The sequence below is a fragment of the Thermostichus sp. MS-CIW-36 genome (genome assembly GCF_054059035.1).
Genome location: NZ_JBSSBR010000002.1, coordinates 109050 through 130294, shown reverse-complemented (window position 1 = coordinate 130294; position 21245 = coordinate 109050). Strand labels below are relative to the sequence as shown.

Annotated in this window: 19 protein-coding genes; 11 read left to right on the top strand and 8 right to left on the bottom strand. The window is 58.1% G+C overall.

Annotated elements, in window-relative coordinates:
• Positions 1-85 precede the first annotated feature (85 nt).
• Positions 86-2482, top strand: a complete 2397-nt coding sequence (locus ACVWVQ_RS01955) for an ExeM/NucH family extracellular endonuclease (RefSeq protein WP_457506599.1) — start codon at positions 86-88, stop codon at positions 2480-2482.
• A 277-nt stretch (positions 2483-2759) separates the two neighbouring features.
• On the opposite strand, the gene cbiD is transcribed toward ACVWVQ_RS01955, so the two are convergent.
• Positions 2760-3866 (bottom strand): cobalt-precorrin-5B (C(1))-methyltransferase CbiD, encoded by a 1107-nt coding sequence (gene cbiD / locus ACVWVQ_RS01950; RefSeq protein ID WP_457506597.1) that lies wholly within the window; start codon positions 3864-3866, stop codon positions 2760-2762.
• A 199-nt stretch (positions 3867-4065) separates the two neighbouring features.
• Between cbiD and ACVWVQ_RS01945 the strand changes: the two genes are divergently transcribed.
• Positions 4066-4419, top strand: coding sequence for a hypothetical protein (locus ACVWVQ_RS01945; RefSeq protein WP_414350209.1), 354 nt, complete (start codon positions 4066-4068; stop codon positions 4417-4419).
• 36 nt (positions 4420-4455) lie between these two features.
• Here ACVWVQ_RS01945 and def read toward each other — a convergent pair whose 3' ends face one another.
• From def to ACVWVQ_RS01925, 4 genes are all read right to left on the bottom strand, one after another.
• The gene (gene def, locus ACVWVQ_RS01940) at positions 4456-5046 is read right to left on the bottom strand and encodes a peptide deformylase (RefSeq protein ID WP_414330519.1); all 591 of its coding nucleotides are present in this window, start codon (positions 5044-5046) and stop codon (positions 4456-4458) included.
• A gap of 135 nt (positions 5047-5181) precedes the next feature.
• Positions 5182-5496 (bottom strand): DUF3593 domain-containing protein, encoded by a 315-nt coding sequence (locus ACVWVQ_RS01935; RefSeq protein WP_011434312.1) that lies wholly within the window; start codon positions 5494-5496, stop codon positions 5182-5184.
• A gap of 3 nt (positions 5497-5499) precedes the next feature.
• The gene (locus ACVWVQ_RS01930) at positions 5500-5826 is read right to left on the bottom strand and encodes a DUF2499 domain-containing protein (protein ID WP_457506594.1); all 327 of its coding nucleotides are present in this window, start codon (positions 5824-5826) and stop codon (positions 5500-5502) included.
• A complete protein-coding gene (locus ACVWVQ_RS01925; protein WP_041437678.1) occupies positions 5826-6002 on the bottom strand; it encodes an NblA/ycf18 family protein in 177 nt (58 codons plus the stop codon). Before ACVWVQ_RS01925 ends, ACVWVQ_RS01930 begins: the two co-directional genes overlap by 1 nt.
• Before the next feature lie 376 nt (positions 6003-6378).
• On the opposite strand from ACVWVQ_RS01925, the gene ACVWVQ_RS01920 reads away from it, so the two are divergent.
• The 3 genes from ACVWVQ_RS01920 to ACVWVQ_RS01910 all read left to right on the top strand — a co-directional run bounded on the left by ACVWVQ_RS01920 (position 6379) and on the right by ACVWVQ_RS01910 (position 9963).
• The gene (locus ACVWVQ_RS01920) at positions 6379-6630 is read left to right on the top strand and encodes an RNA recognition motif domain-containing protein (RefSeq protein WP_011434316.1); all 252 of its coding nucleotides are present in this window, start codon (positions 6379-6381) and stop codon (positions 6628-6630) included.
• Positions 6631-6753: 123 nt separating this feature from the next.
• Entirely contained in the window at positions 6754-8058 is a 1305-nt protein-coding gene (locus tag ACVWVQ_RS01915; protein WP_414399101.1) for a metallophosphoesterase family protein, read from the top strand.
• A 711-nt stretch (positions 8059-8769) separates the two neighbouring features.
• Positions 8770-9963: an RNA-guided endonuclease InsQ/TnpB family protein gene (locus ACVWVQ_RS01910; protein ID WP_457506593.1), complete on the top strand. Its 1194-nt coding sequence runs from the start codon at positions 8770-8772 to the stop codon at positions 9961-9963.
• A gap of 18 nt (positions 9964-9981) precedes the next feature.
• Here the strand turns inward: ACVWVQ_RS01910 and speA are convergent, their stop codons facing one another.
• Entirely contained in the window at positions 9982-11904 is a 1923-nt protein-coding gene (gene speA, locus ACVWVQ_RS01905; protein ID WP_457506591.1) for a biosynthetic arginine decarboxylase, read from the bottom strand.
• A 447-nt stretch (positions 11905-12351) separates the two neighbouring features.
• Here speA and pstS point away from each other — a divergent pair, with 447 nt between their 5' ends.
• From pstS to ACVWVQ_RS01890, 3 genes are all read left to right on the top strand, one after another.
• A complete protein-coding gene (pstS, locus tag ACVWVQ_RS01900) occupies positions 12352-13452 on the top strand; it encodes a phosphate ABC transporter substrate-binding protein PstS (protein WP_457506589.1) in 1101 nt (366 codons plus the stop codon).
• 290 nt (positions 13453-13742) lie between these two features.
• On the top strand, positions 13743-15635 hold the full coding sequence (gene dnaK, locus ACVWVQ_RS01895; RefSeq protein WP_414329477.1) for a molecular chaperone DnaK: 1893 nt from the start codon (positions 13743-13745) through the stop codon (positions 15633-15635).
• Between the two features lie 208 nt (positions 15636-15843).
• A complete protein-coding gene (locus ACVWVQ_RS01890; protein WP_457506587.1) occupies positions 15844-16803 on the top strand; it encodes a DnaJ C-terminal domain-containing protein in 960 nt (319 codons plus the stop codon).
• A 3-nt stretch (positions 16804-16806) separates the two neighbouring features.
• Here the strand turns inward: ACVWVQ_RS01890 and ACVWVQ_RS01885 are convergent, their stop codons facing one another.
• Both ACVWVQ_RS01885 and ACVWVQ_RS01880 read right to left on the bottom strand, forming a co-directional pair.
• Positions 16807-17631, bottom strand: a complete 825-nt coding sequence (locus ACVWVQ_RS01885; protein WP_457506585.1) for an RNA methyltransferase — start codon at positions 17629-17631, stop codon at positions 16807-16809.
• A 10-nt stretch (positions 17632-17641) separates the two neighbouring features.
• Positions 17642-18835: an RNA-guided endonuclease InsQ/TnpB family protein gene (locus tag ACVWVQ_RS01880; protein ID WP_414374316.1), complete on the bottom strand. Its 1194-nt coding sequence runs from the start codon at positions 18833-18835 to the stop codon at positions 17642-17644.
• Positions 18836-18869: 34 nt separating this feature from the next.
• On the opposite strand from ACVWVQ_RS01880, the gene tnpA reads away from it, so the two are divergent.
• From tnpA to ACVWVQ_RS01865, 3 genes are read left to right on the top strand one after another with little or no spacing between them, the layout of a single operon-like run.
• On the top strand, positions 18870-19277 hold the full coding sequence (tnpA, locus tag ACVWVQ_RS01875) for an IS200/IS605 family transposase (protein WP_414408716.1): 408 nt from the start codon (positions 18870-18872) through the stop codon (positions 19275-19277).
• A 54-nt stretch (positions 19278-19331) separates the two neighbouring features.
• Entirely contained in the window at positions 19332-20453 is a 1122-nt protein-coding gene (locus tag ACVWVQ_RS01870) for a sugar phosphate nucleotidyltransferase (protein WP_457506582.1), read from the top strand.
• On the top strand, positions 20431-21177 hold the full coding sequence (locus ACVWVQ_RS01865; protein ID WP_414408714.1) for a GvpL/GvpF family gas vesicle protein: 747 nt from the start codon (positions 20431-20433) through the stop codon (positions 21175-21177). Before ACVWVQ_RS01870 ends, ACVWVQ_RS01865 begins: the two co-directional genes overlap by 23 nt.
• The last annotated feature ends 68 nt before the right edge of the window (positions 21178-21245 follow it).

The following is a 21245-nucleotide window of genomic DNA, read 5'->3' as shown; positions in this document are numbered from 1 at the left end:
TGCGGTGCTAGTTTTTGGTTTGGTGCTTTTGGTTTCTCTGCAAGGGTTCGGCTCCAGAAGAACTCTTTTGCCAATACTTACACCTGTGCCCACACCGACCCCGACTTCAACACCCACAGCCACGCCAACACCGACGCCCACGCCGGGAGGCTGTGATCCCAACGCCAACCTGATCCCAGTTGGCACTGTCCAGGGCACTGGCTTCACTTCCCCCCTGGTGAACCAAACAGTCACGGTTTCTGGAATCGTAGTAGGAGACTTTGAAAATGAGGGGGTGGCTGGCCAAACCTATCTCCAGGGCTACTACCTACAAGATGATGGTGACGGGAATCCCGCCACATCAGATGGCATCTTCGTTTTCAGTGGCACAGCTAATAACGTCAGGCTTGGGGATAGGGTTCAGGTGACCGGAACGGTTGCTGAGTTCCGCCAGCAAACCCAGCTCTCCAACGTCACCAGCTTTACTGTCTGTAGCTCTGACAATCCGTTGCCGGCCCCAGTGCAGATCTCTCTACCGCTGACTGCGGAGCAAAGGGAAGCTCTGGAAGGAATGCTGGTCACATTTGGAAATCAGCCCCTGTTTGTAACCGACTCCTTCTTGCTGGGACGCCACGGGGAGCTGAGTGTGGCCACAGAGCGGTTGTTCACTCCTACGCAAATTGCGGCTCCCAGCCAGGCAGCTGCCATTCAAGCGGAAAACGACCGAAAGCGGATTCGCATTGATGACCGGCTGCTCACCCAAAACCCAGATCCGGTTATCTACCCCACTCCGGGTGGCCTGAGCGCGGCTAACACTGTGCGCGGCGGCGATCGCGTCAGCAACATCACCGGGATCATGACCCAGTTGCGAGGCCGGAATGTCAGTGGCGATGTGGATGCGACCATTGACTACCGTATCCACCCCAATGATCCCAACAACTTGCCCAGGTTTACAGCCACCAACCCTCGCCCGCAAAACCCACCCTCAGTAGGGGGCTCCCTGAGGGTAGCTAGCTTTAACCTGTTCAACTACTTCAACACCTTCGGCAACGCCTGCTTCCCCAATAACTCCTCCTGTCAGGGAGCCAGCAACGCCACCGAGTTCACCCGCCAGCGGGATAAGCTCATCGAGGCTATTCGCCGCATGGATGCCGATATCGTAGGCCTCAACGAGTTAGAAAACGATGGATACGGTTCGAATAGTTCCATTCAGGATTTGGTGAACGGGCTCAACCAGGTCATGGGGGCAGGAACCTACGCCTTTGTGAATGTTGGAGTGCCCAACCTGGGCGGCGATGCCATCACCAACGGCTTTATCTACAAGCCAGCTACGGTTGAAATTGCCCCCGGCACTAACCCGGCCTTCCTGGACACAGGGGAATTCACCCAAGGCCCCGGACGCTTCCATCGTCCTCCTCTGGCTGTAACCTTCCGGCAGCGGAGCAACAACGCCACCTTCACTGTTGTGGTCAACCACTTCAAGTCCAAGGTTTCTCCCTGCGATCCTATTGACAACGATCCCTTCCAAGGCAATTGCAACGGCAACCGCACCCGGGCCGCTCAGCAACTCTTGAGCTGGCTCGCCACCAATCCAACTGGCTCCACCGATCCGGATGTGTTGATTATGGGGGATCTCAACTCCTACGCTATGGAGGATCCGATCAAAACTCTGGAGGCGGGCGGGTTCATCAACCTCAATGGCTCCAACAGCTACTCCTTTAGCTTCCAAGGACAGTGGGGATCCCTGGATCATGCCCTGGCCAACAGCAGTCTGAGACCCCAAGTTACAGGCTCAGCTAAGTGGCACATCAACGCTGATGAGCCCGTGAGCTTGGACTACACCCTGAGCTTCAAGAGTCCCTCTCAGCAGAGCCTCTTCTACGCCAGCGATCCCTTCCGCTCTTCCGACCACGATCCGGTGCTCGTTGGCTTGAACCTGACTCCGGCCCCAACACCGACACCGACGCCCACACCGACACCAACTCCTCCTTCCGTTAACCTGCCTTTGACAGAAGGCTTTGATAACTGCAACCCTGCTCCAGCCGGCTGGCAGATTGTGGATGTGGACGGCGACACCAGTCGTTCCTGGCGTTGTGTCAACTCCCTTGCCGAGGCCAACGCTTTCAACGGTCAGCAACCGGGTAATGACTGGCTGATCACTCCTCCTCTGAACCTGGCTTCCGTCAGCAACCCAGTTCTGACCTTCCGCAATCAGAGTTCTTTTAGCGATAACGGCCTTCCTCCTTCGCAACAACTAAGCGTTCTTTACTCCACCAACTACAGCGGTGCAGGCACTCCAGCGGCAGTGAATGCAGCCACTTGGACTGCTCTGACGATTCCCACTCTCTCTACGGGCAGCTTCGTCGACTCCGGCCCGATTTCTCTGGCTGGGATCCAGCCTTCCAACCGTGTTTACATTGCCTTCCGCTATCGCTCTTCTGGTACAGCTTCCGGCTCGGCCACTCGCTGGCGGGTGGATAGTGTCAACATCTCCGGGAACTAGGTGTGGGATCCTAGTGCCAACCTGAGTCTGATTGGCAGTGGCTGGGAAAGTGGATCTGCTTCCTCAGCCGTAACGCTCTCCTATGTGGTCTTGGCCGGGATCCGCCGTTGCTCAGCGGGTTTCGAGCAGAGGGATTGATTTTTGGAGCACGGACTAAAGGGAGAGGAGCCGGGGGTGGTTGCCTTTGGCGGCACGGAGCGCTTAAGACACTTCGGGAGAAAAATGGTTGAGGATCCGGGGGGATTGCAATGTCCTCGTCTCAATCGAAATGACCTCATTATGGGATCCCCACCTGGGCGCAGATTTGCCCCTGTCGGTCGAACAACGTCACCGCCAACAGCAGGGATCGACCGGCATACTTTTGCACATAGCCTGTGGCTCGCTCCAGGATTTGGCGAGCCAACTCCTGCATCACGGGTGCTGCCCAGCCAAGGCCATCCAGATGGTGCACCGCTGCCTCTACTGTCCGCAACTCCAGCACTTGCCGTGCCTGTTCTGCCGTTCCCCCACGCCGGATCAGGGCTGCCGCCAGAATTTCCAAGCGGGCATCGGCCACGTGGCTGGAAGTGGTGAAGATCCCCCCTGCCAGCTTGATCAGCTTGCCGTGGTAGCCGATCAAATGAATGGACTCCGCCCCCCGCAGCGCCGCTTCCACCAGCAACGGCCCTATCCAATTGGCTACTCGCAGGATCTGGTCTTCCGGGATCCCTTGCCGCAGCGCCACTTGCTGCCCATGGCTGCCCACGCAAAAGATCAAATGCTTGTGCCGCTCCAACTTTTGTTGCAGCTCTTGGCGGGCTTGCTCTAAGCTCTCAACACTTGAGGAAGGCTCCACCTCCGCCCGCGTTCCCAACAGGGCCAGCCCTTCCAGCACCCCAAAAGCGGCATTGGAGGTGCGCTCGGCCAGCAGCTTTCCTTCCGGCAAAATGATGCGCACCCGCAGGCGGCAGCCCTCTGGGATCCCGGGCAAAAGATTGATCTCAAACAAACGGCGGGCATAGGCATAAATGGCCGGGCTGCCATCGGTGCGTCGCCCCAGCCCTTCCCCGGCTTCCAAGATCAAGGGGGGATCCTCGGGATCCCTCTCCTCCAACCTCACCCAAGCCCAGACCGGCGTGTCGCGGGTGAGATCCAGGTGGGGGCCGGGATCCGAGCGGGTAATGGCCAGAGCTGTTGTCTTCTCCAAGGCAGCTACCTGCTCCACCGGGATGTGGATCCGAGCCTCAAGGGACTGGGGCTCAGCCTGCACCGCAACAACCAAGCGCCCCCCTTCCTTCTCCAAAGGGATCCCCAGAAGGTGGTGAAGAGCAGCCCTGGCCGAGGCAACGGCGAAAACGGGCAAGGTATAGCCCCGCGGTCGGGATCCCTGAACAGCATCCTGCATCTGCACAGCTTTTTGCTTCGGAAATGGATGACCGGAAAACCAAAATCTCCGGAAAATGCACACCTCAATTGTGGCTTGTGAGAGAACCCAGGAGTTTCGGGGAACACCTCCCGGAAGCAATCGTTAAATGATCTGGGGGAAGAAGAGGGGATCCGAAATTTGCCTTTTTCAATGAAGGTAGTCGAAAACTGGGGCAGCTATGAGCGAAGCAGTGCAGCACTACCTTGAGCGTCTGGAGTCGCAAATACAGGAGCTAAAAGCTGCCATCGAGCGGATGCCCGAGCAGGTGGTGGCTGTTCTCCTGGCTACCCAGGAAGCCAAAAAAAACACCCCCGCCCCCTCCCGTTACAGCGTTCTAATCTCAGACTTGGTGGAAGATGGCAGCCACAACTTCCTGCTGGATGATGAACCCACCGTGGTGAGCAACCGCAGCATGGGGCATGAGCTGGCCCCCGAAGCCCAAATACAGCGCCTGAGTGCCCAGTTAACCGCTGCCTACAACCGCATTGCCGCTCTGGAAGAGCAGCTCTTGGCCCAGCGCTTGCAACACTAGACTAAACCACTAAACTGACACTCATCTAGCAAGGCTTCAGCGGGGGGCAGCAGAGGGCTTGCCTTTGCGTTGCACATCCTGCATCTGGAAGCCGTGTTTGCGCAGCTCTTGATCCAGCACCAGCTCGTTTTCCACGTGATCCACAAACAACACGCCGTTGAGGTGGTCGATTTCGTGCTGGATCACCCGCGCCAGCAAATCGTCCGCTCGAAAGGTGCGGGGCCGCCCCGTTTCATCCTTGAACGAAACCACAATCCCTTCTGGGCGCACGACCTCGCAAAACACCCCCGGAATGCTTAGACAACCCTCCTGCCCGGCAACGGCCTCGCCAATGTACTCCCGGATCTCCGGGTTGATCAGCACCAGCGGTGGCACCTCCGGCTTATCGGGATAAAGATCCACCACAATCATGCGCTTGGGAATGCCAACCTGCGGAGCCGCCAGACCAATCCCATCAAAGCTGTACATGGTCTGCAGCATGTCCCGGGCAAGCTGGCGGATCTCGTCGTTGACCTGGCTGATGCGCTTGGCCGGCTGCCGCAGCACCTTGTCCCCCATGCGATAAATGTGCAGGGGCGGATGCTTCAGCTTCACTTTGGGAACGGCAACAGAAAGGGTAGCCACCATCCGGCAGATCTCACAGAATAACAGCAGGTATTAGGCCTGGATCCCCATTCTACATTCAGTCCCGGTTGTGCTGAAACCATTGTTGCCTAGCTCTCCTCTCCCTTTGGAGAGGGGGTAGAGGCTTGTTTGGGATGATCATGGCTCAGGGTTGCCGTCGCCAGCCTCTGGAAGTCGTTGGGCCTGTTGGTCAATTCCCTGCTTAAAGCCCAAGGCCACCAAAATATTGGAGAGGGTGAGAAAAGCCTCTGCCCCTCCATGCAAGGGATCCACATTGGCCAGGGAAGTGCCGTAGTGCATCTGAGCGTACAGCCCTGCCGGGATGCTGACGGCCACAAAAAGCAACAGCAGCCAAAATCCAACCAAGGCCAAACGTGGGATCCGGCGCAGCCGCGACAGGAAGAATAAAAAGACCAGGTAGGGGAACAAAGAAAGGGCAAATAAACTGTTCATCGCCTAGTCGGGATCCCCCTCCTGTGCAGGCTCGTCGGCTCTCTCAGCTCGCCAAATGCGGTAGGCAGCCCAAGCCAGGGTACAGTTGCCCAGCAAGGTGAAGCTGGCCTGTGCAGTCACCACCCAGTCTAACTTGGGGTCGTTGTCAAACCAGTGCCAGGTGATCGCGCACATCGCCCCTAACAAAGCAGGCAGCATCGCCCAGCTTAGACCTCGCCATTCGGGCCGGCCCACTCGCTCCCCAAATTGCCACACGAGAACAACAGCAGCGATCCACTCCAAAACACTGGCAACGTGAATCCACCAGGTGGGAAGCGAAAGGGCGTGCATCAGGCGCTGAGGGAATGACGCAGCAGTTGGCGGTAAGTGGCCTCCTGCAACAGCATTTGCTTGTGCAGTTTGACCAAAATGTCCTTGGCCTGCTCGGGGCTCATCCGAGAAACCAAGGTCTCGAAAGCCCGCTGGCGAAATTGCTGCTCCAAAGAGAGCTCTAGCGTTTCATCCATCATTATCACCTCAGGGTGCTCAGGTAGAGAGGTCTGCAAAGAGTTCCAACAGCGCAGATCTGGCCAGGTAGTGCAAGCAGGATAATACATATCTTAACAAATCGCAACAACGTGACAAGATGCCGGATCTCGACGTGCCGGAAGGGAGCTTGGCCGAGGCGAGGGCAGAGAACCTCAACCCAGTGGCAGAAAAGTACAGGCCCGTCAAGTTGGACAAAGGTGCATTTTGGATGGGGAAGGGGGAAGATTTTCCGGCAGGGATCCCTTTACATCCTTTCACGTTGTGCGACTTAGCAAGGCTCCATGATAGAAGTGAAGTACTCTGGAGCTTTGTTGCCACCCTTGCTGATTGGTGACTTACTTTGCTTGAATTGCCATGACCATTTTTGTGGGGAACCTAAACTATAAAGCCTCAACAGAAGAACTGAAAGCTTTCTTCCAGCAGAGGTGGAACGTTAAGTCGGTTACAATCCCGATAGACCGAGAGACAGGTCAGACACGAGGCTTCGCGTTTGTGGATCTGGCAACCGAAGCTGAGGAGGACGAAGCCATCGAGAGCGCGAACGGGCAGGAATTCATGGGCCGGCCTCTGCGTTTGGATCGAGCCAGGCCCCGCCGCCAAGCCTAAGCAAAGATTGTTCAACCCTGGGTTTGCCATTCTGGACAACCAAAGGACTCCGTCCCGCTAACGCGAACGGCAAGGTTTATCCCAACAGATGGGAGAGCTGCAAAGTCTCCAAGAGCGCCCAAGATGGTAAGGTTGCTACATCTTTCCGACATTCATCTGGGTAGTGGTCTTGCCTACGGCCACATTAACCCAGCTACCGGCCTGAATACCCGTTTGGAAGATTTTGTAGCTTCTTTGCGCTTGTGCATTGACCATGCTCTCAACCAAGCGGTGGATCTGGTGTTGTTTGGGGGCGATGCTTTCCCCGATGCGACACCCCCCCCTCTCCATCAAGAGCTTTTTGCCCAACAGTTTCGCCGCCTGGCCGATGCAGGGATCCCAACCGTCCTGTTGGTGGGCAACCACGATCAGTACGGGCAGGGACAGGGAGGCAACAGCCTGGCTATCTACCGCGCTTTGGGGGTCTCAGGCTTTATTGTGGGGGACAGACTGGAAACTCATCGGATCGAAACTCGCGGTGGCCCGGTGCAGGTGACCACTTTACCTTGGCTGAGTTGCTCTGCTCTACTCGCCCAACAGGAAAGCTTGGCGCTTGAAGGGGAAATCCTCGCGCATCAGCTCCTGCAGCGCCTCCGCCTAGCCCTAGAAGGGGAGATCCGCACCCTGCAGCCAGGGATCCCGGCGATTTTGCTGGCTCACGTCATGGTGGAGACAGCCCGCTACGGAGCAGAACGCCATCTTTCGGTGGGCAGAGGATTTACGGTGCCCCTTTCGCTGCTGGCTCGGCCTGCCTATCAATATGTTGCCTTGGGGCATGTACACCGTCACCAGGTGCTGTGTCGGGATCCCTTGATGCTCTATCCCGGCAGCATTGAGCGGGTGGATTTTGGCGAAGAAAAAGAGGAAAAAGGCTGTGTGCTGGTGGAAGTCACCCCTACGGGGGCCAGCTATGAATTTTTGCCCCTGCCAACCCGTACCTTTCACACCATTCGCCTGGATCTGAGCGCAGATCCACCCCAGCAGGCGCAGTCCAAGCTGCTGGCCGCCATCGCCAAGGCCCCCGTGGCCGGCTCCATCCTGCGGTTGATCTACCGCATACGGCCCGACCAGCTAGAGTGCATTGATGAGCGGGCTCTGCACAACGCTCTTGCCCCTGCTTTTAGCTACACCATCGCCCCAGAAGTGGTCAGCCCCAGCCGCATCCGTCTGCCGGGATGGGATCCCAGCCGACTTGAGCCCCTGACGGCTCTGGAGCAGTATTTGGCCAACCGCAGCGATCTGGCCCCCTTGCACAACGATTTGCTGGCCGCCGCCCGTCAGTTGTTGGAGGAATATGCGGATCCCTTGCAGGACTGGGATCCCAACTGGGAGGAGCCGGGAGCTTCAAGCCCTGCCTCAGCAGAAGAGGAGCAGTTGCCTTTGTTTTGACTGGTTTTGAGATGCTGATACATTCACGCTGAACTCTCCTGAACATGGTTCAGGAAAGAAGCGATCGCATCCTGCCTATCTCTGTTCGCGTTAGCGGGACGGAGTCCAAGCAGGAAGGCGGTATCCCGCAAAGCCCTGAGGAATACCCCCCGAGCGCTTTCCCCCTTCACTTCCCGGCAACCGTTGCGGTGGACTCAAGGATCAGGGGGGAAACTTGGTCTACTATATCCCTCTCAATGACTTTTGCCAAACCGCCTAAAGCTCAGTAAATTCAGCAAAGTTCAGGGTTTTGGGGGTTAGAGGCATGCTCTCTTTGTCGCCTCAGGGTTCATAGGGGTGGGGATGGGGGATCCCTGTACGAAGAAATCAGGACAGGAGTGCTTGCCAAAGCTGCGGGCTCCTCAAGTTTCAAGTGATCTGAATCACTTCGAAATGGCAAAAAGCAACACAAACTGGGAATCGGGTTGAAGACGTTGGCAACGACGGCATCAGCTCACTCACAGGGAACTGACTCAGACTGGTAGACCTCACACTGCCAGTCTTTTTTTGTTTAGGGCCTGGGGGCTGTGAAGTCGCAGCGAGCGGGGGATCCCTTTCTAGCATTCATGAAATTCCCATCTTCTTTTCTATAGAGTCAGCTGGAAATCGCAGGAGCCCCGCACTGTACACGTAGGGTCAGTGCCGGGAGGAATGCGAGGTTACAATAGAACCATGACCCAAGTCCTGACCGTCTCCTGCAAGCTCAAGGTAGCCCAGTCGCAAGCCGCCAAATTGGACGCGACTTTGGAGGCTTTTGGCCAAGCCTTGAATTGGGTCAACCAGAACACGCCGGAGAAGATCGTCAACGCGGTCAAGCTGCAATCCCTTTGCTACTACGAGATTCGAGCCCGGTTTGGCTTGTCCAGTAACTTGGCTCAACAGGTGTGCAGACGGGTAGCGGGTTCCCGCAAAGTGGCTAAGCAGAAAAAGCGTCCCGTCAAGGAGTTTAAGAGCGGCTTTGTTACCTACGACGCTCGCATCTTTTCGTTCCGTCAAAAAGACTGGACGGTGTCGCTGACCACGGTTGAAGGGAGAGAACGCTTTGAGCTAGCCATTGGTAACTACCAGAGGGGAATGCTGGCTGGCTCTAACCCCAAATCGGCCACCCTAGTCCAGCGGAAGGACGGCGCCTACTACATCCAGATTTGCGTAGAGAAAAAACCACCCAAGCAACAAGATACCGACAAGGTGATCGGGGTGGATTTGGGCAGGACGGATATCGCTCATACCTCAGAAGGGGACAACTGGAATGGACAGCAGTTGAACAGAGTCCGAGACCACTACTCCCGGTTGAGGGCGGCACTCCAACGCAAAGCCAGTAAGGGCACCCGCAGTTCGCGGCGCAGATGCCGTCAACTGCTGCAACGGCTGTCTGGCAAGGAGAGGCGCTTTCAAGTGTGGGTCAATCATCGCATCTCCAAAGCTATTGTCTCCAGGGCAAAGGCTACCAACAGCGCTATTGCTCTGGAAGACCTGACAGGGATCCGGAAAAGAGTCAATCAACAGCCACGCAGCAAAGCCGAGCGGCGTAGGACCAACAGTTGGGCGTTCTACCAACTACGTCAATTTCTGGAATACAAGGCGAGGGTTGCAGGGGTTTCTCTGGTTCTTGTGCCGCCTGCTTACACGTCGCAGACCTGTCACAAGTGTTTACACATCCATCCCGATCCTGCGCAATCCTACCGCAGTGGCAAGTCGTTCAAGTGTGGGCACTGTGGATGGGAAGGAGATGCGGACTTGAATGGTGCAAACGTAATTGCGCTCTTGGGGGCTGTCGTAAACCAGCCTAGAGGTCCGGGCTTGTTTTGTTCTCTGGTAGAGCAGAACAGGCTCAGGGCTACTGAAAGCCCGCTCCGTACCGCTTAGCGGTCGGAGTCGGGTAGTTTACTGCAAGTAGGTGTAGGCCCGCAGATTGTCTTCAAAGTGCTGCTGCAAGGCGCGGGCTTGATCCAGCGTGATCTGCCCTCGCTGCAGGGCGGTCTCGGTGGCGTGGTGGAGGGTCTCCACCAGATCTTCGCTGTTGTACTGCACCCAGCTCAGCACCTCGCCGATGGTGTCCCCCTTGATGACTTGGGAAACTTGGTAGCCGCCGGGGCGGGAGCGAATATGCACCGCGTTGGTATCGCCAAACAGGTTGTGCAGATCCCCTAGGATCTCCTGGTAGGCACCCCCCAGAAACACCCCCAGTAGGTAGGGATGCCCGTTGGGGTCGTGCAGCGGCAAGACCGAGGTGATCTGCCCATCTTCGCCGAAGAAGCGGTTGATCTTGCCGTCGCTGTCGCAGGTGAGATCGGCCAGGGTAGCCCATTGGCGTGGCTCCTCATCCAAACGATGAATCGGCATGATGGGGAATACCTGGTCGATGGCCCAGCTATCCGGCAGGGATTGGAACAGGGAGAAATTGCCGTAGTAGATGCTGGCCAACATTTCGTCCAGATCCAGGAGATCCACTGCCACAGGGTGCCCTGCTTGGTGCTGCTCGTAGGCCAAGGTGCAGATCTTGTCGGAGCAGTTCCAGAACAGCCGCTCCACTTCAGCTCGCTCCTGCAGGCTGAGGGATCCCTCGGTGAACTGACGCAGGGCGGCCTCCTTCAGCTCCTGACAACGGCGATAGTTGACCACCAGAGTATCGGGCTGGATTTGGTAGTAGAGCTGGTTTAGCTTCTGGATCACCTCCGCATCGGAAGTGAGCTGGGTGGGCATCGGGTAGGGGCTGGCAGCGTTGACATCTTGCACGTCAAACACCAGCACCGACTGGTGGGACATGAGGGCGCGTCCGCTTTCGGTCACCAGTACCGGCGGCTGGATCCCGTGGGGTTCTAGGGCGGTCAGCACGGTCTGCACCACGGTGGCGGCGTAGTCCTCCATGCTGTAGCTCTGGGAAAAAGGATTGGGGGACTGGGATCCGTCGTAATCGACCCCCAAGCCGCCGCCGATATCCAGGTAGCCCATGGGGGCCCCCAGCTTGACCAGCTCGATGTAGATTTGGCTGGCCTCCCGCACGGCCCGTCCATGCACGCTCACCATCGAGATCTGGGAGCCGATGTGGTAGTGCAACAGGCGTAGACAATGCAGCTTGCCCGCTTCCCGCAGCCGTTCCACCACTTGCAAAATCTCGGTGGCCGTGAGGCCGAACTTAGCCCGATCCCCAGCCGAGGTGCCCCAGCGTCCACTGCCCTGGGCGGAGAGCTTGGCCCGTACCCCCAAGATGGGGTCGATGCCCAGTTGGTCGGCAGCCTCCAGCACCAGCTCCAGCTCTTGCAGCCGCTCCAAAACGATGATGGGTGTGCGCCCCAGCCGCTGGGCCAAGAGAGCCGTCTCCATAAAATCCCGGTCTTTGTAGCCGTTGCAGATCAACAAAGCCCCGGGAGTATCCAGCAAAGCTAGGGCAATCAACAGCTCCGGCTTGGATCCCGCCTCCAGGCCAAAGTGGTAGGCACGACCGTGTTTCACCACTTCCTCCACCAGGTGGCGCTGCTGGTTCACCTTGACGGGATAGACCCCCCGATAGACGTTGGGGTATCCAAAGCGCTGGATGGCCTGCTGAAAGCTCTCGCAAATTTGCCGCATGCGGTCGGCCACGATCTCGGGAAAGCGAATCAAGAGGGGCAACTGCAGGCCCCGCGCCACCAGATCCATCACCAAGTGGTACAGGTCAATGCCCGGTTCCTGCTGCTGTAAGCCCTGTGGGGTCACCTCCACATGACCGGCGGCGTTGATACGGAAGTAGGGATCCCCCCAACCTGAGATGCGATAGAGCTTTTCGCTGTCTCGCAGTGTCCAGGGAGAACGAGTCAAAGTCGGCATAGTAGTCCCCCAGATACCGAGATGTGAACAGCGCAGGATTTCTGCACAGAATCCACAATATATTGCCTTATTCCAGAATATGTCAAGATTTTTCTGGTGCGGGGGGACTCAGGCCCAAAAACCGCTAAGCCTTGCCAGACAAGGCTTTGGCTTGAGGATCTCTGTGCAACTGCCGCAGAAGTCATCTCGCTCAATCTCTTGTTTGCGCTGTTTTTCTTTGTTTTCCTCTTGAATTCTCCGTTTTCCGTCTCTCCTTTCTGAGCTTGGGTCGGATCCCGACTTTTGCTGGGAAGCGTAGCGAGGAATACGGGGATGGCGCAGAGGGAAAGACAGCCACCTGGGGAAAGTGGGCCACGCACGGGATCCCAAGAGCTCTCGCCGGCAACCCTTGACAGGGCCCCGCAGGCAAGACAAGGATTGGGGCGGTGACCTCGGAGAACCTGAACCATGGCTCAACTGCCCCGCTTCCGTCGCCGAGAAGTGTTGCTTTCTTTATTGGCCACCAGCGCTACCTTGAGCGCCTGCCAAAGGGGATCCCGTTCTGACCAACCCAGCGGCAGGGATCCCGTTCCTGCCTCCGGCAGCCAGTCCTCCGACAAAGTTTTGCTGATCAACGGAGCCGGGGCCACCTTTCCGGCTCCTCTTTACTTGCGCTGGTTTTCCGATTACCGCCAGGTGGATCCCAAGGTGGAGATCAATTTCCAACCGGTGGGCAGCGCCGCCGGGATCCGGCAATTTATTGACCAGACAGTGGACTTTGCCGCCAGTGATGTGGCCATGACCGATGCCGAGATCGCCGAGGTGAAGCGGGGTGTGGTCATGATCCCGATGACCGCAGGCAGCATTGCCGTAGGCTACAACCTGCCGGGGATCCCTTCTGGACTCAAGCTGTCTCGACCCGTTTTGGTGAAGATCTTTCGCGGCCAAATCGACCAGTGGCGGGATCCGGAGATCCTGGCCCTGAACCCGGAGCTAACCATTCCCGATCTGCCCATCACCGTCTGCTACCGCTCCGATGGCAGCGGCACCACCGATACCTTTACCCGCCACCTGGCGGCCATCGATCCGGCTTGGGCCTCAGAAATCGGTGTTGGCATGTCGCTAGAGTGGCCGGTGGGCATTGGGGTGAAAGGCAACGAGGGCATGAGCGCCCAAATGCTTCTCAGCGAAGGGGTGATCGGCTACGTGGAGTCGGTCTATGCCCGCGAGCTGGATCTGTCGGTGGCGGCTCTGCAGAACCGCCGCGGCGAGTTCATTCTCCCCTCCCCGGAAGCCTCGGCCCTGGCCTTGAGCGAAATTGAGCTGCCGGAAAACCTGCGGGCTTTTGTGCCGGATCCCGCTGGCCCTGGAGCGTATCCCATCGTCACCTACACCTGGATCCTGACCTACCGCCGGTACTCGGATCCCGCCATGGCCGCCGCCCTGCAAGCTGTGCTCCGCTGGGCCCTTACCGAAGGACAAGCCCTGGCCGAGGAGATGGGCTACCTGCCCCTGGCCGCAACCGTTGTGAACCGCGGCCTGGAGGCGCTGCAGCTTATCCAGAGCTAGCCTGGCAGCAGTCCCCCAAGAGTTGCCAATAGCTGCCAACCCAGGCCATACCCCAAGCGGCACCGAAAGCAAGGCTGCTGCAGGTACGGAGATCCGTAACCGGTCTGCCCTTCAACCCCGAGAAATGGGCGGCATTCTCGCCCTGGCCTCGCCAACCAGCTGGTTAGGATCGACCCAGGAAGTGACCAAGCATCTGCCGGATTTTCACAGATTGGCTGCCCAAGCTACTTCACACAGGCTGGCGGCGGTAACCGAAGCAATGTACTCAAGAAGAGGAGAATAAGGAGCCGATGGGAAAAGTTGTAGGAATTGACCTGGGCACAACCAACTCGGTTGTCGCCGTAATGGAGGGGGGTGTCCCCACCGTCATCGCCAATGCTGAGGGCACTCGCACCACGCCCTCGGTGGTTGCCTTCACCAAAGATGGAGAGCGCCTGGTGGGCCAGATGGCCCGCCGCCAAGCGGTGCTCAACCCGGAAAACACGTTTTACTCGGTTAAGCGGTTCATCGGTCGTAGGTACGATGAGCTGAATGCCGACTCCAAGCGGGTCTCCTACCAGGTGCGGCGGGACGAGCGGGGCAATGTCAAACTGTACGCACCCCGCCTGAACAAGGAATTTGCGCCGGAAGAGATTTCGGCCATGGTGCTGCGCAAGCTAGCGGATGATGCCAGCCGCTACCTGGGCCAGCCGGTCACCCAAGCGGTGATCACGGTTCCTGCTTACTTTAATGACTCGCAGCGGCAGGCCACCAAAGATGCGGGCCGCATTGCCGGTTTGGAAGTGCTGCGCATCATCAACGAGCCGACAGCAGCCTCTTTGGCCTACGGCTTGGACAAGCGCAACAACGAGACCATCCTCGTCTTCGACCTGGGCGGCGGCACCTTCGACGTGTCCATCCTGGAAGTGGGGGATGGCGTTTTCGAGGTGAAATCCACCAGCGGCGACACGCAGTTGGGGGGCGACGACTTCGACAAGAAGATCGTCGATTGGATGGCCGAGCAGTTTAAGCAAATGGAAGGGATCGACCTGCGGCAAGACCGGCAGGCGCTGCAACGGCTAACGGAAGCTGCGGAAAAAGCCAAGATCGAGCTGTCCAGCGTTTCCGAAACCACCATCAACCTGCCCTTCATCACTGCCACTGCCGATGGGCCCAAGCACCTGGAGCTGAAGCTCTCCCGCGCCCAGTTTGAGCACCTCTGTGCCGACCTGCTGGAGCGCTGCAAGGGGCCGGTGGAGCAAGCCCTGCGGGATGCCAAGCTCACCAAGGCCGACATCAACGAAGTGGTGCTGGTGGGGGGATCTACCCGCATTCCGGCAGTGCAGCGGCTGGTGAGGGAGCTGCTGGGCAAAGAACCCAACCAGAGCGTCAACCCCGATGAGGTGGTGGCGGTTGGGGCGGCCATCCAAGCGGGTGTGCTGGCGGGCGAAGTCAAAGACGTGCTGCTGCTGGATGTCACCCCCTTGTCCTTGGGGGTGGAAACCCTGGGCGGCGTGGCCACCAAGCTGATCCCGCGCAACACCACCATCCCCACCCGCAAGTCGGAGATCTTCTCCACTGCCGAAGATGGGCAGACCTCCGTGGAAATCCACGTGGTGCAAGGGGAGCGGGAGCTGGCCCGCGACAACAAATCTCTGGGCCGCTTCAAGCTGGACGGGATCCCGCCGGCCCCCCGCGGTGTGCCCCAGATCGAGGTCACCTTCGACATCGACGCCAACGGCATCCTCAAGGTGACGGCCAAAGACAAAGGCAGCGGCAAAGAGCAGAGCATCTCCATCACCGGCGCCTCTACTTTGGATAGCAAAGAGGTGGAGCGCATGATTGCTGAGGCAGAAAAATACGCTGCCGAAGACCGGGCCCGCCGGGAGAAAATTGAGCGCCGCAACAAGGCCGACTCGCTGGCCTACCAAGCCGAGCGGCAGTTGAAGGAGTTGGGCGACAAGATCTCCTCCAGCAAACGCAGCCAAATCGAGACTCTGGTGCGAGAACTGCGGGAGGCCATCCAGCGGGAGGACGACAGCGCCATCCAGAGCAAAGAGCGGGAGCTGCAAGAGGCTCTCTACGCCATGAGCAGCGAGCTGTATCAACAGCCGGGGGCCTCCTCTGGCCCCACTCCCGGCTCAGGGAAAACCTCCGGCGGCAGCGATGATGTGATCGATGCCGACTTCACCGAGAGCAAGTGACTGCTCAGGGATCCCTCCGTGGGCCGCGGGCCCAGGGCGGATCCCGCCCTTACTTGTAGCGCCGATAATGAGGAGGGACGGGATGGGCGATGGCGTCTAGCCCGCCTCCTCATTTTCTTCAGTAGGTCGGAGGGAAGGAGCCCTTGCCGGGGACGCCTAGCCTCGTGGTTTTCTGCCCACTCTCAGCGATTTGCCTGCGGACGCCTCCATGCAAAACTTTAAGGACTACTACAAGATTTTGGGGGTCAGCAAAACGGCCACTGCCGATGAGGTGAAACAAGCCTATCGGCGCCTAGCCCGCAAGTATCACCCAGATGTCAACCCCAACGACAAAGCGGCTGAAGAGAAATTCAAAGACATTAACGAAGCCTACGAAGTTCTCTCGGATCCCAGCAAGCGCAGGCAATACGACCAATTTGGCCAATACTATCAGCAGGGCGGGTTTCGCTCCAGCCGCGATGCCTACACCTACAGCAGCAGCCCCTTCAGCCAAGACTTTGGGGGGAGCGGATTTGGGGGGAGTGGCGTCGATTTCAGCCAATTTGATGATTTTCAAGACTTCATCGATCAACTGCTGGGCCGGGTGCGCAGCCAAACCACAGACCGCAGCAGCGGATTTTCGGGATCCACTGGCAACACCAGTTACGATGCTGAGGCCACCATCCAGATCAGCATTCCAGAAGCTTTTGAGGGGGGCAAGCGTCGCCTGCGGGTGGGCGGGGATCGCGTGCTCGAGGTAAACATCCCGCCGGGAATTACGCCAGGGAAGCGGATTCGCCTGCGCGGCCAAGGCCACCCCAACCCCAACGGCGGTGCCGGTGATCTGTACCTTAAAATTGAGCTGAAAGACCACCCCTTCTATCGCCTAGAGGGATTCGACGTTTACTGCGATCTGCCCATCAGCCCCAGCGAAGCGGTTTTGGGCGCCCAGGTGGAAGTGCCCACCTTGGATGGGGTGGTGAAGCTGCGGATCCCACCTGGCATGCAGCCGGGGCGAAAGTTGCGGCTGGCGGAAAGGGGATTTCCCAAAGGCAACGGAGAACGGGGGGATTTTTACGTGGTGGTGCAGATCCATTTGCCCACCCAGATCTCCGAAGAAGAGCGAGAACTTTACGAAAGGCTGCAGCGGGTTCAATCCTACGATCCCCGCGCCGCCCTCAAGCTCTAGCAGTTAGGATGGGATCCCGCTGGAACCCGGTCGCGTCGGCGGGACAGGATCCCTATTTGCTTCTAGAGGTTCTTGACAGGAGGATCCCTGGCTCCATTGCAGTTGCCGCAGGATCCCGCGCAGCAAGGCCACCTCGGCCACGGTTAGGCCGGCCCGCTGGAACAGGGCGCGAAACTTGAGCATTTTGCGGCGGGCTGTGTGGGGGCGCAGGTAGCCAATCTGCAGCAACAGCGCTTCCAGGTGAGCGAAAAAGCCTTGCAGCAGCTCGAAGGGGGCAAGCCTTTGCGGTGAGGGCACAGGAGGAGCGGGAGAAGGGCTCTCGCAGGCAAGGGTGTACAGCTCATAGCAACAAATGGCCACGGCTTGGGCCAAGTTCAAAGAGGGATAGGTCGCATCGGTGGGGATCTGGATCTGGCGATGGCAGAGGGCCAGCTCCTCGTTGCTCAAGCCGCGATCTTCGGGGCCAAACACAAGGGCAGCAGGGCCGGCGGCCAGCAGGGCAGGGAAGGCTTGGCGAGGAGACTGAATTTGCCATTCGGGTGGGTAGGTTTGGCTGCGTCCCGTTGTCCCGAAAACTTGCACACACCCCTGCAGGGCTTCGGGCAAGGTATGCACCTTCTGGGCTTGGTGGAGCAAGTCCGCCCCATGCACGGCTGCGGTGAGCGCCTCGGCATCCAGGGGATCACATTGGGGATCCACCAGCACCCATTGCCTGAGGCCCATGTTTTTCATGATGCGAGCAACAGCGCCCAAATTGCGTGGCCCAGCCGGCTGCACCAACACAAGCCGCACCTGCGCCAGTTGTTCAGGGCCAGAGTGGGTTGACATACTCCATGCCCTAAAGAGCAAGGATTCTTGACGCTTCACAGACCGATGCCAGCAAGCTGGTCTTACTAGGACTCCGTCCCGCTGGCGCGAACAGTCTCCACATCCGTTCTAGAGTCGGGCGCTCGCCTTGGCGGCGCGGAGCGCTTTGCCCCATCCCGACTTGCTCTATGCTTCGGGAAGCATTCCCATCCCGGTCGTGGACTGTGCCACAACCGTCGCAGACCACCACCCGAGTAGCTAGGTCAAGCTTGCCCCAATGCCAGCCACACTTCGAACAGTGCTGACTGGTTGCTGCCCAGCGGTCAATGACCCGCACTTCCCTGCCGTACTTGCCCCCTTTTGCCTCGCACAAAGCGCGAAACATCCCCCACCCTTGCCTGCTAATTGCCCTGGACAGTTTGCGGTTTTTCAACATCCCACTTACATTCAGGTCTTCCAAACAAACCACTTGGTTTTCGCTGATGAGCTTGGTAGACAGCTTGTGCAGGAAGTCCAACCGCAGGTCAGCAAGGCGACGGTGCAACTTGGCCATCCTCAGCCTTGTCCGCTCCCACCGCTTTGACCCTTGGACCCGTCTGGCCAATGGCTTTTGCAACTGAGCGATGCGCCGGTACAAAGGCTCATCGTTGGGGCTGTGGTACTGAGCTCTGTTACTTACAGCGGCAACGGTTTTGATGCCCAAATCCACCCCAACGCTGGGAGACTGAGCAGGAACACGCATAGGCTCCACCTCTACGACGAAGCTAACAAAGTACCGCTCCGCGCAGTCCTTGATTACGGTTACAGAGCTTGGTTGACTTGGCAGCGGACGGCTCCAGATAGGCTGGATAGTTCCTATCTTGGCGAGATGCACACGCTCCCCTTTCAGGGAAAAGCTATTGGCCACTAAAGTCAATGACTGCTTTGATTGTTTCTTCTTGAAGTGTGGAAAACCTCCTTTGTTCTCAAAAAAACGCCGGTACACTTGGTCTAAGTGCCTCAAGGATTGCTGTAGGGCAACACTGGATACCTCCTTGAGCCATGCCACTGATTGCTTTAACCCTGTCAGCCGCTTTGACAAAGCGTTGTACCCTGGATACTTGCCAACGGCTTGGCAGTGGGCCAGGGCCTCGTTCCAGACAAACCTGACACAACCGAATACTTTGGCTAGGGCTTGCTTCTGTTGGTCTGTAGGGTAGAACCTATACCTATAGCGGGCTTGCATGGGTTGAAGTTAGGTTGGCGCGTCATCTTAGCATATGGGATTAAGGAGAGACCGCAACAGCGTTTCCAGCTTGCAAGCGCACTTGGTGTTTGTCACCCAATACAAACGCAGGATACTAACGCAGGAAGGTTTGGACTTAATTGCGGCAGCATTTAAGAGCGTTGCCCAATCGATGGATTTTGAGATTTTAGAGTTTAACGGTGGAGCAGACCATATTCATCTTTTGATTTTCTACCCACCTAAGTGGTCTATTTCCAGATGGTTAACGCTCTCAAGAGTCTCCAGTCGCAGGTACGGCCAGGCTAAGTTTCCCAAGCCCTACGGCAAAACTGCCTTGTGGAGCCCTAGCTATTTTGCATCGAGTGTGGGTGGGGCTCCTCTACAAGTCTTAGTTGCTTACAGCCAAAATCAAGAAAAGCCGCCCTCAAGGGCGGGGTTTTAGACCCAAATTTTTGATAAAGTCAGAGCACGGTTAGCCCGGAGGAGTGACAACGGCATGAAAGCCATGATCCTGGCAGCAGGCAAAGGCACGCGAGTGCGGCCCATCACCTACATGATGCCGAAGCCGATGATCCCCATTTTGCACAAGCCTGTCATGGAATTTTTGGTGGAGCTGCTGCGGGAACATGGGTTTAACCAAATTATGATCAACACCAGCCACTTGGCCCACCAAATCGAAGACTACTTCCGCGATGGGCAGCAGTGGGGGGTTCACATCGGCTTTTCGTTCGAGGGTCACTTTGAGAACGGCCAGCCGGTGGCCCAGGCCCTGGGATCCGCAGGGGGCATGCGCAAGATCCAGGATTTCTCCGGATTTTTCGACAGCACCTTTGTGGTGCTCTGTGGGGATGCGCTAATCGACCTAAACCTCACGCAGATCGTCAACTTCCACAAAGCCAAGGGAGCGCTGGCCACCGTGGTGTTGCGGGAGGTGGATCCCAGCCAGGTCTCCAGCTACGGAGTGGTGGTAACCGATGAGACGGGTCGCATCACTGCCTTCCAAGAAAAGCCCAGGCGGGAAGAGGCCCTCAGCCACACCATCAACACCGGCATCTACGTTTTCGAGCCGGAAGTGTTCGACTACATTCCCCCCGGCTGCCCCTACGACATCGGCAGCGATCTCTTCCCGGCCTTGGTGAAAGCGGGCGCTCCCTTTTATGGGATCACGGCTGACTTTCAGTGGGTGGACATTGGCCGCACCCACGACTACTGGCTGGCAGTGCAAAAAGTGCTGCGCGGCGAGATCAAGGGAGTCAAGGTGCCCGGGATCCAGATTCAACCCGGCGTATGGATGGGGATCAACATCCGCGCCAACTGGGATCGCATCCACATCGAGCCACCGGTCTACATCGGGGCCAGCAGCCATTTGGCGGACGGGGTCAAACTCATCGGCCCCACAGCCATTGGCTACGGATGTGTGTTGAATGAAGGGTGTACGCTGGATGGCAGCTTAATTTTTAACTACACCCAGATCGCGGCAGGCGTAACCCTGCGCCACCAGATGGTGATGGGTCGCTACTGCATTTCCTCGGATGGCAATGCCATCGATACCGAAGAGTCCAACCTCACGTGGCTGATCGGAGATGCCCGCAGCAATGCCAACGGCAAATCCCCATAGCTCCCTCTACCTCTACGGGATCGTCGCTGCCCCCGGCCCGCGCCACCTGAGTGTGGTGGGATTGGACAAGCAGCCGGTGCAGGTTCACGGGCTGGGATCCCTGGCCTTCTTGTACTCCCAGGCTCGACAGGAGCGCTACCTGGCCAGCCGGGCCAACTTGCTCGCCCATGAGGCCGTGCTGGAAAAAGTGATGAACGAGGGACACCGGGCTCTGCTGCCTCTGCAATTTGGTCTGGTGGTCAGCGGCTGGGAGCAGGTGGAACGGGACTTGGTGCAGCCCCGCTTGGCGGATCTGCTGGCTCTGCTGGAGCGCCTGGAGGGCAAGCGGGAGGTGGGAGTAAAGGTCTTCTGGGATCCCGAGCAGGAGCTCAAGCTGGGGCTAGAGGAAAACCCTGCCCTCAAAGCTCGGCGAGACGAAATGGCCGGCGCTCCTCTGGGGCTGGACGCGGTAGTCGAGATCGGACGGGCTCTGGAGCAGCTCTTAGAGCAGCGACGTCAGCGCATTGCCCAGACCTTTACAGCAGCCCTCAGCCCCTTGGCCAGCGACCGCGTAGAAGGAGATCTGCTCACCGAAAACATGGCCTACAACGGCTCGTTTTTGATCAATTGGGAAGATGAGCCGGTTTTTGCCCAAAAAGTAGAGGAGCTAGACCAGACCTTCCAGGGGCGGCTGCGCATTCGCTACAACAACTTCACCGCTCCCTACAATTTCGTCAAACTTTGACACACTCAGCTGTATTGGGTCACTTCTCTACAAAAGACAAGAGGAGACCGCTCGGCTGAATGGTCGAA

Excerpts from the sequence above, each read along its gene's own strand:
- def (WP_414330519.1), bottom strand. The coding sequence starts at position 5,046 with ATGGTGGCTACCCTTTCTGTTGCCGTTCCCAAAGTGAAGCTGAAGCAT.
- ACVWVQ_RS01865 (WP_414408714.1), top strand. The coding sequence starts at position 20,431 with ATGCCAACGGCAAATCCCCATAGCTCCCTCTACCTCTACGGGATCGTC.
- tnpA (WP_414408716.1), top strand. The coding sequence starts at position 18,870 with ATGGGATTAAGGAGAGACCGCAACAGCGTTTCCAGCTTGCAAGCGCAC.
- ACVWVQ_RS01870 (WP_457506582.1), top strand. The coding sequence starts at position 19,332 with ATGAAAGCCATGATCCTGGCAGCAGGCAAAGGCACGCGAGTGCGGCCC.
- cbiD (WP_457506597.1), bottom strand. The coding sequence starts at position 3,866 with ATGCAGGATGCTGTTCAGGGATCCCGACCGCGGGGCTATACCTTGCCC.
- ACVWVQ_RS01935 (WP_011434312.1), bottom strand. The coding sequence starts at position 5,496 with ATGAACAGTTTATTTGCCCTTTCTTTGTTCCCCTACCTGGTCTTTTTA.
- ACVWVQ_RS01925 (WP_041437678.1), bottom strand. The coding sequence starts at position 6,002 with ATGGATGAAACGCTAGAGCTCTCTTTGGAGCAGCAATTTCGCCAGCGG.
- dnaK (WP_414329477.1), top strand. The coding sequence starts at position 13,743 with ATGGGAAAAGTTGTAGGAATTGACCTGGGCACAACCAACTCGGTTGTC.
- ACVWVQ_RS01945 (WP_414350209.1), top strand. The coding sequence starts at position 4,066 with ATGAGCGAAGCAGTGCAGCACTACCTTGAGCGTCTGGAGTCGCAAATA.
- ACVWVQ_RS01930 (WP_457506594.1), bottom strand. The coding sequence starts at position 5,826 with ATGCACGCCCTTTCGCTTCCCACCTGGTGGATTCACGTTGCCAGTGTT.
- ACVWVQ_RS01880 (WP_414374316.1), bottom strand. The coding sequence starts at position 18,835 with ATGCAAGCCCGCTATAGGTATAGGTTCTACCCTACAGACCAACAGAAG.
- ACVWVQ_RS01920 (WP_011434316.1), top strand. The coding sequence starts at position 6,379 with ATGACCATTTTTGTGGGGAACCTAAACTATAAAGCCTCAACAGAAGAA.
- pstS (WP_457506589.1), top strand. The coding sequence starts at position 12,352 with ATGGCTCAACTGCCCCGCTTCCGTCGCCGAGAAGTGTTGCTTTCTTTA.
- ACVWVQ_RS01890 (WP_457506587.1), top strand. The coding sequence starts at position 15,844 with ATGCAAAACTTTAAGGACTACTACAAGATTTTGGGGGTCAGCAAAACG.
- ACVWVQ_RS01885 (WP_457506585.1), bottom strand. The coding sequence starts at position 17,631 with ATGTCAACCCACTCTGGCCCTGAACAACTGGCGCAGGTGCGGCTTGTG.
- speA (WP_457506591.1), bottom strand. The coding sequence starts at position 11,904 with ATGCCGACTTTGACTCGTTCTCCCTGGACACTGCGAGACAGCGAAAAG.
- ACVWVQ_RS01915 (WP_414399101.1), top strand. The coding sequence starts at position 6,754 with ATGGTAAGGTTGCTACATCTTTCCGACATTCATCTGGGTAGTGGTCTT.
- ACVWVQ_RS01910 (WP_457506593.1), top strand. The coding sequence starts at position 8,770 with ATGACCCAAGTCCTGACCGTCTCCTGCAAGCTCAAGGTAGCCCAGTCG.